Annotated in this window: 12 protein-coding genes and 1 pseudogene; 6 read left to right on the forward strand and 7 right to left on the reverse strand. The window is 42.6% G+C overall.

Features of this window, described 5'->3' with window-relative positions:
• Window positions 1-50: 50 nt before the first annotated feature.
• Both JMX94_RS00705 and JMX94_RS00710 read right to left on the reverse strand, forming a co-directional pair.
• Entirely contained in the window at window positions 51-1,163 is a 1,113-nt protein-coding gene (locus JMX94_RS00705) for a 4-phosphoerythronate dehydrogenase (RefSeq protein WP_201562452.1), read from the reverse strand.
• Window positions 1,164-1,289: 126 nt separating this feature from the next.
• A complete protein-coding gene (locus JMX94_RS00710) occupies window positions 1,290-2,471 on the reverse strand; it encodes an AI-2E family transporter (protein WP_227673450.1) in 1,182 nt (393 codons plus the stop codon).
• A 981-nt stretch (window positions 2,472-3,452) separates the two neighbouring features.
• Between JMX94_RS00710 and JMX94_RS00715 the strand changes: the two genes are divergently transcribed.
• The 3 genes and pseudogenes from JMX94_RS00715 to JMX94_RS13515 all read left to right on the forward strand — a co-directional run bounded on the left by JMX94_RS00715 (window position 3,453) and on the right by JMX94_RS13515 (window position 6,723).
• Complete coding sequence (locus tag JMX94_RS00715) at window positions 3,453-5,156, forward strand: NAD+ synthase (protein WP_201562350.1); 1,704 nt, start codon at window positions 3,453-3,455, stop codon at window positions 5,154-5,156.
• Between the two features lie 290 nt (window positions 5,157-5,446).
• Window positions 5,447-5,961 (forward strand): annotated as a pseudogene (locus JMX94_RS13510) (CNNM domain-containing protein); the annotation flags it as partial.
• A 114-nt stretch (window positions 5,962-6,075) separates the two neighbouring features.
• Window positions 6,076-6,723: a transporter associated domain-containing protein gene (locus tag JMX94_RS13515; protein WP_374220385.1), complete on the forward strand. Its 648-nt coding sequence runs from the start codon at window positions 6,076-6,078 to the stop codon at window positions 6,721-6,723.
• 84 nt (window positions 6,724-6,807) lie between these two features.
• Here the strand turns inward: JMX94_RS13515 and JMX94_RS00725 are convergent, their stop codons facing one another.
• A complete protein-coding gene (locus JMX94_RS00725) occupies window positions 6,808-7,539 on the reverse strand; it encodes a YggS family pyridoxal phosphate-dependent enzyme (protein WP_374220386.1) in 732 nt (243 codons plus the stop codon).
• 409 nt (window positions 7,540-7,948) lie between these two features.
• Here JMX94_RS00725 and JMX94_RS00730 point away from each other — a divergent pair, with 409 nt between their 5' ends.
• Both JMX94_RS00730 and JMX94_RS00735 read left to right on the forward strand, forming a co-directional pair.
• Window positions 7,949-9,004 (forward strand): type IV pilus twitching motility protein PilT, encoded by a 1,056-nt coding sequence (locus tag JMX94_RS00730; RefSeq protein WP_201562354.1) that lies wholly within the window; start codon window positions 7,949-7,951, stop codon window positions 9,002-9,004.
• 170 nt (window positions 9,005-9,174) lie between these two features.
• Entirely contained in the window at window positions 9,175-10,296 is a 1,122-nt protein-coding gene (locus JMX94_RS00735; protein ID WP_201562356.1) for a PilT/PilU family type 4a pilus ATPase, read from the forward strand.
• Window positions 10,297-10,423: 127 nt separating this feature from the next.
• On the opposite strand, the gene fur is transcribed toward JMX94_RS00735, so the two are convergent.
• On the reverse strand, window positions 10,424-10,858 hold the full coding sequence (gene fur, locus JMX94_RS00740) for a ferric iron uptake transcriptional regulator (RefSeq protein WP_201562358.1): 435 nt from the start codon (window positions 10,856-10,858) through the stop codon (window positions 10,424-10,426).
• A gap of 324 nt (window positions 10,859-11,182) precedes the next feature.
• Here fur and JMX94_RS00745 point away from each other — a divergent pair, with 324 nt between their 5' ends.
• Window positions 11,183-11,602: an outer membrane protein assembly factor BamE gene (locus tag JMX94_RS00745; RefSeq protein WP_183619781.1), complete on the forward strand. Its 420-nt coding sequence runs from the start codon at window positions 11,183-11,185 to the stop codon at window positions 11,600-11,602.
• 50 nt (window positions 11,603-11,652) lie between these two features.
• Here the strand turns inward: JMX94_RS00745 and JMX94_RS00750 are convergent, their stop codons facing one another.
• The 3 genes from JMX94_RS00750 to JMX94_RS00760 form a co-directional block, all read right to left on the reverse strand.
• Window positions 11,653-12,069, reverse strand: a complete 417-nt coding sequence (locus tag JMX94_RS00750) for an RnfH family protein (RefSeq protein WP_227673451.1) — start codon at window positions 12,067-12,069, stop codon at window positions 11,653-11,655.
• The gene (locus tag JMX94_RS00755) at window positions 12,069-13,211 is read right to left on the reverse strand and encodes a hypothetical protein (protein ID WP_201562360.1); all 1,143 of its coding nucleotides are present in this window, start codon (window positions 13,209-13,211) and stop codon (window positions 12,069-12,071) included. The genes JMX94_RS00750 and JMX94_RS00755 overlap by 1 nt, the downstream gene beginning before the upstream one ends.
• A 253-nt stretch (window positions 13,212-13,464) precedes the next feature.
• Window positions 13,465-14,133: a cytochrome c gene (locus JMX94_RS00760; RefSeq protein WP_201562362.1), complete on the reverse strand. Its 669-nt coding sequence runs from the start codon at window positions 14,131-14,133 to the stop codon at window positions 13,465-13,467.
• Window positions 14,134-14,340 lie beyond the last annotated feature (207 nt).

Raw genomic sequence — 14,340 nt, forward strand, 5'->3', positions numbered from 1 at the left:
TAAGGCTGCCTGACTTTTAATACCAGCTAACTTTTAAAAACACCTAAATTTTACGACTGCCATTCACGGCGTAAATGATAATCTCGGCGCAATTGATCAAAGTCGGCGCCGTTTACCTGACCATCAGCTAACTTACTTCGTAATGCAGCATCATCTTGCATGATATTATAAAATTTAATCAGTCTCTCCGGATGCGCCTTGAGCTCAGACCATAAAAACATATTGAGCGGCAATAGCGTATGCATAGACTGCGCCGGTGTGACCGCCAATTTTTCACAAAGCGCATCATAGATAATTTGCGTACCACGTAGCTTACCTTCGACCGTATAACCGGCGATATGCGCTGTGGCAATCGCAAGTTTTGATAATAAACTCTCAGAAATCTCTGGCTCATGTTCAAACACATCGAGTACCACTTGGCGACCCGTACGTTCAATATCGGCTGCTAAGTCATGCGCATTAATGACCGGTCCGCGCGCGCTATTGATTAACAAAGTACTTGCAGGCATCGCATCCAAAGCATTGTTATCGATTAAATGCCGGGTTGGATAGTCGCTGCCATTAGGATTAGCATTATCTTTTTTATCGGTTAACGGCACATGCAAGCTGATAACATTACTTTGGCTAATTACCTGCGCAAAGCTGGCATTATTAATATTCGATGCAGGCAGTAGCGGATCGTAACCCAATACCTGCCAACCTAAATCATGAGCATATTGCGCAAGGGTGCTGCCAATATTGCCCAGTCCGATAATTCCTAAGGTTACGGGCGGCATCGATGGCTGCCAATACTGCGGGCGTAAGGTTAAGGCCGCAGTTAGTACATATTGCGCAACCGAATGCTTACTACAGCCAGCGGCATTAGCAAAGGTTATATTGCGTGCTGCCAAATAATCTTGATCGACATGATCGGTACCGATGGTCGCCGAACCAACAAACTTCACACTGTTATTATCTGCCAATAGCGCCGCGCCTACTGGCGTCACCGAACGTATCAATAACACATCAGGCTGACACTCGGCTAGCAACTGGGCATTGATATCACGTCCAGCGACGGCAAAAATCTTCACCGTACGCTTCGTCTCTTGCCCAAGCGTTGATGCATTAAAAAACTCATTAAGGCTGGCGATATTGCTATCAGCAACAATGGTCAGAGGACGCATATTATCGTTATTCGTAGTGCTGGCATTAGGCATCTTTAAATATCCCTATTTATAAAGGTTTCTTATCAACCATCGCATCATTAGGACAGTGTGTTTTTTATTATCAAACTTTATGCGCTTCTCTTTTTAACCTTCTGTTTGGTCAGTAGAAACGATATTTTCGTCTTTATTTTGCTCAGTAGCTTTTTGCTCAGTAGCTTTAGGTTGCAGTGGACCGTCAACAAGCATCCCTTCTTGCTGGGCAAATAATTCATTCTTATGCTGCGATATCCATTCACGCCATACGGCAAGGCCGATTGCCAATACCACAGGACCAATAAATAAACCAACAAAACCAAACGCGGTTAAACCGCCCAATACCCCAATAAAAATAATGATAAAAGGAATTTTGGTCGCGCCACTAATAACGATAGGACGGATAAGGTTATCAACCCAACTGATAACCAGTATACCCCAAAGCGCTAAGCCAATCCCTTCTACGGTATGACCTTGGCTTAATAACCAAATCGATACCGCGCCCCAAACAAATGGCGTACCAAAGGGAATTAAGGCAATGATAAAAGTCACAATGGTGAGTAAGATAGGACTTGGCGCGCCAGCGAAATAGTAACCAATACCCGCGAGTAATGCCTGCGCCAATGCAGTCAAGCCGATACCATAGACGACCGCGCGCGTGGTCGTACCAACCGAATCAATATAACCATCGATACGATTGCCAATGATATTACGCAGCGCTTGACGGATTTGACGTACCAAACTGGTGCCATCGCGATAAAAGAAAAACAATGTCATCAGCGCCATGCCAAGTTTGGCAAGACCACTGAAGACGACATCGAAAGCGACTTTGCCATAATACAGATGCGACTGTACCCAAAGACGAAAAGCCTCTAGTGTCCCCTCAGGGTTTTTGTTGATTCTCCATAATACATCTTTGACTTGCTGACCGATGATGGGCAAATCCTTGACAGAGTCAGGCACATCCAAATAGCCGACTTTGATGCGATAGACTAAATTACTAATAAGGCTTAACGCTTCTTGCTGCAAAATAAAGATACCAACGACGAGCGGCACACCAATCATAAGCGTGATGCTCACCGTCATAATAGCGGCGCTAAAATTTGAGCTGAATCGAACTCTTTGGTGAAAAAAATTATAAATAGGAAAAGTCACGTAGGCTAAAATCGCTGCCCATAGCGCTGGTACAATAAAAAACTGTACGACTTGGAAACATAATACGAACAGCACCACCAATAAGGTAATGGCCAATAAGCGCTGAATAAGAAATTCTTTTGTCCAGTTTTCAATCATAGCGTATAAACCAAGAGCAAGCAGCAAAAAGCCAATCCGGCTTTGCTGTAACGTTTATAAATAGGTGGATAAAAATCACAGAGCATGTGCGTTACAGACCATGTCCATTATTGGTATCCCTTAGCGAGTATGTTAGGTGGTAAATATTAGGTAATAGTTAATATTGGATAATAAGTTTCGTCGTAACTGCGGCGTAAAAAAGTTGCTGTCAATACAGCGCGCAATACAGCGCGCAATACAGCTACCGTACCATACAGCACCTTTATAAACATCATATTTGGCTAGCAAAACAGCATTAATTTCTAAAAACAATCTTTGCTGATTTAAATAGCGTTAATTTGATATTTACCTGCGCTTAAATGAGTTAAGCCGCCGACAGTAACGGTTTATTATGCAATAAAATAAACCCAATAAATAAGACTATGTTGTAATCTTTACTTACATTTATCCGTACGCATTATCAGTGAATATCGGTGCTTGCACGCAAAAACTCCCAAGCAGATTTATCCTTATAGCATAACGGCTACCTATTGCCTTTTTAGTGACTTTTGCTGTGATATCTTGCCAGCTAAATCACTGCTCAGTTCTATTAGTACGGACAATTGATGTTATACTAAAGGGATTAATCTGAACGCTTGAATGCTGTTAAGTTAGTATAACCTTATAGGTTTTTAGCATTATCAGCCTTGGCGTTTTGAAAATTACTTCTTGCAATCCTCATCTGCCACCCTACTCTAGACTGTCTTAATCACTGGTATTTAGAGCGGCGCTGCATATTTTGGTATTGTCGATAAGCATTATATTGATGCCTATCCAAGCTTGGCGCTCATTATTTCGACTCACTATTTAAGCGTCGTGTTTTGAGTGCCTGATTAAACACTTATATTTTGCGTTACTTTTATAAATTACTTTGATTTGGTTTTATTTGAAACCAAGACGGATTCAACACATTTACACAACCTATTGATAGGAACAATAACAATGTCAAGAGACACTGCAAAAGATACTGATAACCCCAATTCTACTGCCTCAAATGACGCCAATACGGCATCTAAACCGCAAGACAGCGTGACTTTTGCGCTAGCCCAATCGCATTTTTTGGTTGGTGATATCACAGCCAACGCTGAAAAAATGCGCACGCTCGCACTACAAGCCCGTGAGCAAGGCGCTGATGTAATTATCTTCCCAGAGTTAGCATTATTGGGCTACCCACCACAAGATTTATTGCTACGTCCTAGTCTTTCAGGACGTATCAAAAGCGCGCTGTCGTCTTTAAGTGATATCGATGACATCGTGATGATAGTAGGCTATCCACATGTCGACCATCATGGCACCTTTAACTCGGCTGCGATTTTGCATAACGGTCATCAAAAAGGCTTTTATCATAAGCAAATCTTGCCAAATTATGGCGTATTTGATGAGCGCCGTTATTTTGATAAAGGTCGCAATCAAGTCTTGTTTGACTATAAAGGCATTACCATCGGTTTGCTTATCTGCGAAGATTTGTGGGAAAAAGGTCCGATTGCCGAGCTTAAAAAACAAGGTGCTGACCTGATTGTGAGCTTAAACGCCTCACCGTTTGAGATTGAAAAACAAGACAACCGTAAAACCATGCTGGCCAAACGTAGTCGCGAAAACAATTTGCCTATCGTTTATCTAAACGCGGTTGGCGGTCAAGATGATTTGGTCTTTGACGGCGGCTCTATGGCGATTCAAGCCGATGGCAGCGTAGCTCACGAAGCATCACGCTTTATGAATCAGCTCATGCTAGCGACATTTAATGTAAAAACGGCAAAATTTGATACGCAAGCAAAAGCGCCTTTATCATTAAGCCGTGAGTCAGAGATGTACCAAGCGCTGGTCGTTGGTCTACGTGATTATGTCAATCTTTCGGGATTCACTGGCATCATCGTTGGCTTATCAGGCGGTATCGATTCAGCCTTGACCTTGTGTATTGCCGTCGACGCTCTGGGCGCTGATAAAGTCTATGCGGTGATGATGCCGTACGAATATACCTCGCAAATCAGCTTAGAAGATGCGCAAGCACAGGCCCGTCGCTTAAACGTTTCTTATACCGTTTGCCCGATTTTTGATGCGGTTGAAGGCATTCGCCATACCTTAGCGCCACTATTTAACAAGTCTCCTGCTGATACTACCGAAGAGAATATCCAAGCGCGCGCACGCGGTGTGGTGTTAATGGCATTGTCTAATAAATTTGGTCATTTGGTCATCACTACGGGTAATAAATCAGAATTGGCTGTTGGTTATTCAACGTTATACGGTGATATGGCTGGCGGCTTTGATGTGCTAAAAGACGTGTATAAATCACAAGTTTATAAACTTGCTAGCTACCGTAACCGCTTAGAAGATACGCCAGTTATCCCTGAGCGTGTGATTACGCGTCCGCCATCGGCTGAGCTGCGTCCTGATCAAAAAGACCAAGACAGCCTGCCTGACTATGATGTCTTAGATGGTATCTTAATGTCGTATATCGATGAAGATATGGGTTATCAAGATATCGTCGATAAAGGCTTTGATGCTGACTTGGTCGCCAAGGTTATTAAAATGGTTGATAACAGCGAGTACAAACGCTCGCAAGCACCGATTGGCACTAAGATTAGCCATAAAGCTTTTGGTCGCGAGCGTCGTTTCCCACTGGTGAATAAATGGTCAATAAAAGGCTAAGCTTTAACTACTGATTTATCATTACAACCTTTTAGTTATGCTGTTATTTTTTAGATTAACCTCTATTTAAATGACAAACTAAAAGGTTGGATAGATTTAAGTTTTTATATAACTTTATTCAAGTGTTTTATAATTAGCTGGGTGCTTACCCAGCTTTTTTAGTTTTTATTGATAAATAATCTTCGCTATCTGCTACTTGCCCCAAATTTTTATACATAATCTCTTACTTCATCTTATTGCAACTACTGTTTTTAATTTAGCTACCCTACCTATTTTTATCCGAGTCCGTCATGAGTTTGATCACCGCTACTATCTTCCTTCTTTTATTACTTACCTTGAGTGCCTTTGTCTCTGCCGCCGAGATTGCCATCGCTGCTGGTCGCAAGATTAAGCTCCAAATCATGGCAAAAGAAGGCGAAGTCCGCGCCCTTGATGTCCTGCATATGCAAGAAAATCCTGGTGGATTTATTACTGTGGTGCAAGTTGTGCTGAACGCCGTCGCCATTTCAGCCGGTGCGGTTGGTGAGTCCGCCATTAGCCCTTATTTGCAGCTGCTCATCAAGCATGAAGCGGCGGCATCTATCATCTCATTCGTCCTTATTACAGTTTATTTTCCCTACTTGCTGACTTGATGCCTAGGCGCTTGGCGATGTCTAATGCAGAAATCTTTGCTGTGCGACTGGTACGCCCTATGATGGCGTTGACTTTTATTTTTAAGCCGGTTATTTGGGTCTTTGATGGCGCCGCAAACCTTATCTTTGAGCTTTTTGACATATCAACCATTCGCCAAGATGATATTACTCCAGAAGATATCTATGCGGTAATGGACGCTGGCGCTGAAGCTGGTGTGCTCAAAAAACAAGAGCACCATTTGATCGAAAATATCTTTGAGATGCAAGAGCGTACCGTCACTTCAGTGATGAATCCGCGTGAGCATATCGTCTATTTTGATAGCAAGACCAGTACAGAAGAAGTGGTCGAGGTGATGATTGCGCAGCCGCATAATAAGTTTTTGGTCTGTGAGGAAGACGATTTAGAACAAATTATCGGTTATGTAGAGTCGCGCAGTTTTTTAGCCTTGGTACTTAACCAACAAGAGGTTAGCCTAACTGACAAAGCGCTATTAAAACCGGCGTTATTTGTACCCGATACCTTGTCTTTGTTTGAAGTCTTAGAGATGTTTAAATCGACCGGCGCTGACTTTGCCGTTATCGTTAATGAATATGGCTTGGTAGTTGGCGTCATTACCCTACGCGATGTGATGAGTATTGTCATGGGTGAGCTAGTGACCGTTGAAGAGCAGCCTATCGTGCAGCGTACGGATAACTCTTGGCTTATCGATGGTATGACGCCGATTGAAGACGTCATTCGGGCGCTAGATATTGTCAATTTACCGCGCAGTCAGAACTATGAAACCATCAGCGGCTTTATGATGTATATGCTGCGCAAAATTCCTAAAAAAACCGATACCATCGAATATGCCAATTATCGTTTTGAGATTATCGCTACTGATAACCTTAAAATTACCCAGCTACTCGTCACCAAACTTGAAGAAACGGTTAAGTAAAAAGAGCGGTTCAAATTTAATATTTTATAATTTGATTTAGTATTCGCTTAATGCTTTAACAGTCAATTAATAACAAGCTCAAAATTAGGCACGCGCGCCAAATATTGCCGTGCCGACGCGCACCATGGTCGAGCCATTGGCAATGGCTTCACCCATGTCACCACTCATGCCCATGCTCAGCGTATCCCACTGCGGTAACTCTGGATGCTCAATCTTGATATCTTCAAATAACTGCTTGGTTCGAGCAAAGGCATCGGTATTGGCTTTTGCCGGAATAATCATCAGACCACGCAATTGCAAGCGTTCGTAATGTTTAATGGCAGTTATCAACTCAGGTAACTCGGCTGGCAAACAGCCGGACTTGCTGTCTTCATTATCGATATTGACTTGTATCAGAACATTAAGAGGCGGTAGTTCAGCTGGGCGTTGCTCATTAAGACGCTTAGCAATAATCTCGCGCTCCAGCGTTTGCACCCAATCAAAATGCTCAGCAATATCACGCGTCTTATTACGCTGAATGCTGCCAATATAATGCCAAATGATAGATTCGCATTCTGGCTGTTCTCGTAAAACTTGTATTTTTTCAAGCGCTTCTTGCAGATAATTTTCACCAAAATCGTGCTGCCCCTGCCGCGCTAATGTCGCAACCATCTCAGCAGGCTTGGTTTTAGATACCGCCAGTAAAGTGACTTCATTATGCTGCCTTGGCGCTTGGGCACACGCCTGCGCCACCTGTTTATTAACCTGCTGCCAACTTTCAATTAGATTTATATTCTCGATGTTATCTTCCTCATTTTGCGTATCAAATGCAGTCACAACAGTAGGAATATTATTTTTATGGGTTTGCTTAGAGATATCGTTCATAAAAGGCTCACAGGGATAAAGGATGCTATTGTCTTAGATCATTATTTTTATAAGTCATTTTAACTTTTGATAAATACTCTTTTAATAGAGAAATAATAAATCAATATTCATAAAACCAACAATTACTGAACTATTTTTGCATTTTATTTATATAGTAGATGGTTAAGTAGCTATAGTCTTGTTATGATATTGTTACATGGTCTAACATTTACTACTAAAGACAGTAGTAATGGTAACAAATACAGCGAAGATCAACATATTTTTAAGATGATTGGCTTAGATGGCGTTATAGAATAAGTATTCGTTATACATTCTATACGCTTTTTGGCTCACCCTTATTTATTGATAGGAATATCCGATTATGGCTGAAAAGAATAATTTAAACATCGAAGACTTGCTGCGCTTTACGGTCAAGCATAAAGCCTCAGATTTACATATTTCAGCCGGTATGCCAGCGATGATTCGTGTCGATGGTGAGATGACCCGTATCAATATGCCAGAAATGAGCCACCAAGTCGTGCATCAGCTGATTTATGACATCATGAATGATAAGCAGCGCGCCGACTTTGAAGAGTTTTTTGAGACCGATTTCTCTTTTGAGATTCCAAATTTAGCGCGCTTTCGTGTTAACGCCTTTAACCAAAATCGCGGTGCAGGCGCGGTCTTTCGTACCATTCCCTCTAAAGTTCTCACCATGGAAGACTTGGGTATGGGCGAGGTTTTCAAACGTGTTTCCGACTTTAAACGCGGCGTAGTATTGGTTACAGGTCCGACGGGTTCAGGGAAGTCTACCACGCTGGCGGCCATGATTGACTATATCAATGAAACTCGTAAAGAGCATATTTTAACCATTGAAGACCCGATTGAATTTGTCCACGAGTCTAAAAAGAGCTTGATTAACCAACGTGAAGTCCACCGCGACACCTTAGGCTTCGAGCCTGCGTTGCGTTCTGCGTTACGTGAAGATCCAGACGTTATTCTTGTTGGTGAGCTTCGTGACCTTGAGACTATTCGCTTAGCCTTGACCGCCGCTGAAACAGGGCACTTGGTTTTTGCTACTTTGCACACCAGCTCAGCGGCAAAAACCATTGACCGCGTGATTGATGTCTTCCCTGCTGCTGAAAAAGACATGGTTCGAGCGATGCTTTCAGAATCATTGCAAGCGGTTATCTCGCAAACCCTTTTGCGTCGTCAAACCGGCGGACGAATTGCCGCGCATGAGATTATGCTAGGCACGCCTGCTATTCGTAACTTGATACGTGAAAACAAAATCGCCCAGATGTACTCCTCTATTCAGACGGGTGCTGGTGATGGCATGATTACCCTTGACCAAACGCTTAAAAACCTTGTCTCAAAAGGTACTATTAGCAAAGATGTTGCACGTCCTTATGCTAAGCAGCCTGAGGCGTTTATTTAGTACTGTTTTTCAAAGTATTAAACCTTTATAACACTAAGTTTTGATAACATTACAAATTGACAATCATAGATTTTTAATCGGCTTTATTCATTTTTAATGGTCGTTATTGGCAGTCTTTAAAAGTTTATTGAAGCACCTTTTAATCTATATATTCCAAGTGTAGGTACGTTATGGACATTGATAAACTTTTACAGTTAATGATCAATAAAAACGGCTCTGACCTTTTTATTACCGCTGACGTTGCGCCATCTATGAAAATCAATGGCAAAATTTTGCCCGTGGGCAAAACGCCATTAACGGCTGAGCAAACCATGAGATTGGTTAAAGGCGTGATGACGCCAAGCCAACAAAAAGAATTCGACGAAACCAATGAGTGTCAGTTTGCGATTACAGACCAAGCTCAGCAAGCGCGTTTTCGGGTTAGTGCTTTTATACAGCGCGACATGGCGGGGATGATTTTACGGAAAATTGAGAATAAAATCCCAACGGTTGAAGAGCTGCGCCTGCCACCAGCGTTAAAAGAGCTGGCGATGAAAAAGCGCGGTATTATCTTGCTGGTTGGTGCAACGGGTACCGGTAAATCCACCACCCTTGCGGCAATGATTGGGCACCGTAACCAGAACTCACACGGTCATATTATTACCATCGAAGATCCTATCGAGTTTGTCCATAAGCATCGCGGTTGTATCGTTACTCAGCGTGAAGTCGGTATCGACACCCACTCTTTTGAAGCGGGGCTGAAAAACACCTTACGCCAAGCGCCTGATGTAATTTTGATTGGCGAGATTCGTAACCGTGAGGTCATGAGCTACGCGATTCAATATGCTGAGACCGGGCACTTGGTCTTTGCCACCTTACACGCCAATAACGCCAACCAAGCCATTGACCGTATTATTCACTTCTTTGAAACCAGTCGCCATAATCAGTTGTTTATGGATTTATCGCTGAACTTACAAGCCATTATCGCCCAGCAACTGATTCCAACGCCTGATGGCAAAGGACGCCGCGCTGCTATTGAGATTTTATTAAACTCACAGCTAATTAGTGACTATATCCGTAAGGGTGAGGTTCATGAAATCAAAGATGTAATGACGCGCTCACGCGAGAGTGGTATGCAGACCTTTGACCAAGCGCTGTTTGATTTGTATGAACAGGGCGAAATCACCTATAAAGAAGCCATTCTGCACGCCGACTCTCCTAATGATTTGCGCTTAAAAATCAAATTGAGCAATAAAAATGGCACCGCCAATTTAGATGAAGGCGCTGATAGTTTATCGCTAGATATTACTTAGCTTTATATTACTTAGCTTGATCCTACTTATTAACTTATTCAGTATTTTCCATAAAAAAGCCCTCATTGAATCTGAGGGCTTTTTTATGGCTTTAAAATTAGCAGTATCAGCTATTCTTTTGAAACGCTTATTTTGCGTTGTCTTTACAAGCCTGATTATCACAAATACCGTAGAGCACTAAAGAATGACCCGATAGCTTAAAGCCATGCTCTGCCGCTACTTTGGTCTGCTCTTCTTCGATGATTTCATTATGGAATTCGATAATCTTACCGCAGACATCGCAAACCAGATGGTCGTGATGCTCTTCTTGGGTAATCTCAAATACCGATAGATTGTTTTCAAAGTTATGACGCTCAACGATACCCGCTTGCTCAAACTGCGTCAGCACGCGATAAACGGTGGCGAGACCCACATCCTCACCTTGCTCAATCAGCGCCTTGTACACCTCTTCTGCACTCATATGATGCAGCTCTGCGCTTTCAAGCAGCTCTAAAATTTTGATACGCGGTAACGTTACTTTCAAACCCGCTTTACGTAAATCTTGATTGGTAAAAGAAGCCATAATATCCCTTCTGACTATGAAAGTCTTAGCAAATAAATTCAAAAAACACGAGTTAAAAATCATTAATCATGAGTAATAATAGCGGATAAAAAAACATCAACCATAAAAACCTAGCCACTCTTAGGCGAATTTCTAGAGCAATTTTTTATAAAAATTTGACGCCAAGTCTATGAATTTAAAATATAAATAATAAATACCGCCAGATAGCGTTTGGTAAATAATGTCGTAAGTGGTAGGCAATTGCAAGTAAATGACGTATCATTTGTCCAAGATTGCCTGCAAGACCAGCCTTATCGGTTCTTAGCTGCGCCTAACCCATTTTTTATGAGTCATCTTACCATGATAAAGACATTGAATTTTCGTTCGTTAAGCTCTGCAAGCGCAGTACGCAAGATTGCCATTACCAGTATGCTTAGTGCCGCTGTCGCTATGTCTGGCTGCTCATTACTAAGTGTGTATAAGATTGATTTGCCACAAGGTACCGCCATTACCCAAACCCAAGCACAAAAACTACAAGTGGGTATGAATCAAAATCAGGTACTTTATATTCTTGGCAGTCCGGCAATTAAAGATACATTAGAGCCTAAACGCTGGGATTATATTTACGATTATAAAGCAGGGACAGAAGGTCGCCGCAAAGGTATCGCCGATGTTAAAAATGCCAGCCAGCATTTAATTGTCTATTTTGATGATAATGGTATAGTAACTCGTATCGAAGGTATCGACAGCTTACCGGCATCGTAAATCTGCTCGAAAACCATAACGACTAGCTAGCAAATCATAGCGACTGATGGTTAACCCCGAGATTTATTTTTGCGCTGAGACATAGGATCAGCGCTTAAGCTGCGATATACCTCTACCCGATCAAAAGGCTGCAATATATAATTTAGTGGCTGCTTTTGTGCATATACCCCGACACGCCAACGCTTAGCCGTTGGCGTCGTCATATCAGCCACTTGTTCGCACCATTTTGCCAGCTCTTCAAACTGTGTCAGCCAACCCACTTGCGCCAATACCTCATATAGAGTAGTACCTTGACTGACTTGGACGGTTAGGTAATGCTGACGCTCTGCTTCTTCGGCATACGCCAGATATACCGTCATCAAATTGCTTTGTTCAGCTTGAGACATATTAACGTTAGCTTCACTGTTGCTAGCTTCACCGTTATCAGCTTCACCGTTATCAGCAGCATGGTTATTAGCAGCGTTCATTAGCTTAGCCACTGCATCACCCAGCCGATTAACGCTAACAGTAATGCTAGAGGCACAATCAAGCGTATCGCCACCCGCCATAAGTTATAAAAAGCTTCATTGCCAAAGTTTAAAGACTTACGCAAATGGCTGATTTTCATCTGCCAACCGGCAAAAACTGACAGTAATAACACGGCGATACTACTGATAATCACCAAAATGCCAACCAGCCAATTGGTCGGTATCGCAACTACTAGCAGCAGGGCTAGCACAAAGGTTAATAGCACACTGACCAGCAAGCCAAATTTATGCGCCAATTGCTGCGTACTATAGTGTAGTAAATAGCTGGCCACAAACAATACGCCGACCCAATATAGTAACTGCCCAATCGGTGGCAATGCCATACCGCTGATAAATAAGGCGACAACACCAACCACCAGCTGTAATATCCAAATCGGTAGGACAAGCTTAGTTGCCCGATATTCTTGCGTAGCATGATGACGAGAAGATCTTTGGGCGTTATGATTATCCACCCCGACCGCAGTAACGGCTTGCTTGCTGACTAAATGCTGACCAAACCAATATAAGCCAGTACCTGCACCCACACTGACTAACGCCAAGGCAACAGCACGTGCCCACTCGCTTAAGCTGACATCGGTCATCGCAAAAGCAACATTTGGTAAACCGTTTGCTACTCCTAGCAGTAAGCCAATCAGCATTAAACCCAAGCCAATCGGTAAAGGAGCGACGCCCAGTAAGCTTAATAAGACAGCAATGACCATTAAGCCTGCGGCAATGGCAAAGCTTGGTACATCAGGCGCGCTATTTAATTCGGTTAGAGCGGCTAAAATCCCGCTGCTCGCACCAGATATGACCAGCGCTGCAATAATAATAGACACCAATGCGGCGAGCCAACCAAAACCGCGCCATAAAGAGCTGGCATCTGCCTCGCGCGTAAGCTTTTGCATACCCGCTAAAGGCGCCTCGGCACTACGATAGGCCAAGGCAATCTCAGCATACACGACCGGTAATGAGACCAGCACCATTGCTAATAGCCAAAGCAACCAGAAATCGATCTCACCTATGGATGCTGGCGCAAACCAACGAAACAGTAGTAGCGGTAACAGCGCGGCGATAAAGTAAGAAGCATAGCGAATCATCATAATTTAAATCCAAGCGATTCAAAGTGAATAACATTTAATGATATTTAATGATATAAAGCCCTGATAAACGCCGATATTTTTTCTATTAGCTTTATATACAGGCGACTTATTTAATACAAGTTTTATAAAAGATTATGCAAATTATATAAGGACTGACAGTTATAAAAAAACCCCGAAATCGGGGTTTAATAGCTAAAGCATAACGGCTGCATGAAAGTACATAAGTTAGTATTTCATTTAAACATGCAACAAATTAGTGGATAGCACTCACATAATCTGACAAGATGCGAATATCGCGATCAGACAGTTTTGACGCAACGGTTTGCATCATACCCATCTCGCCTTCTTTTGCTGCATCGTTGACACGTTTTTGCTCATCGCTGTCGATATCATCTACACGACCAGCCGCACGGAAAAGCTTTAATTGAGTGGCGATATATTCAGCATGCTGTCCACCTAAACGTGGAAATGCAGCCCAAGCGTTACCCGCTGCATCTGGACCATGACAACCTGCACAACCGATGACACCGCGTGTCTTATCACCGCCTAAAAACAGCTTAGTCGCTTCTTGTGTGGTTGCAGGATTACCGAATGCCACACCCCAAGGTTTTTGGCTCGCATAATATCCTGACACGTTCGCCAAATCTTGCTGAGATAAATTGGCAACTTGTGATTGCATGATACCGTTTTTGCGATAGCCTGATTTAAAATCAACCAATTGTTTGTATAAGTACTTCACGTTTTGACCGCCAAGATTTGGCTGGGCTGGTATAGGACTCACACCATTAACACCGTGACAAGCAGCACAGACCGTTTCGGCGACTTGTTTACCAGCGTTAAGATCATATTCAGGAACAGTGATAGCAGCTTGTACGCTGAAACTTGCAACACATAAGCTGGCGGCAGCGATTAACTTTTTCATTGATACAAATCCTACTAACTCGGCGTAAGCATTATCTAGCATGATTGTATTATTTAAAGACGAAAGATATACAGAGCCATCATTTAGCCAGCTAAGCCATATATTCTGCGGTCTTTATCACAAGCAGCCCGAAAGTACTTACTAATATCAGGGTTTATTTTGGATTATTATAGCAAGACTTTTTACTATTTGCCTACTTAATCGTAG

Source organism: Psychrobacter sp. CMS30 (genome assembly GCF_904846565.1).
Taxonomy (GTDB): Bacteria; Pseudomonadota; Gammaproteobacteria; order Pseudomonadales; family Moraxellaceae; genus Psychrobacter; species Psychrobacter maritimus.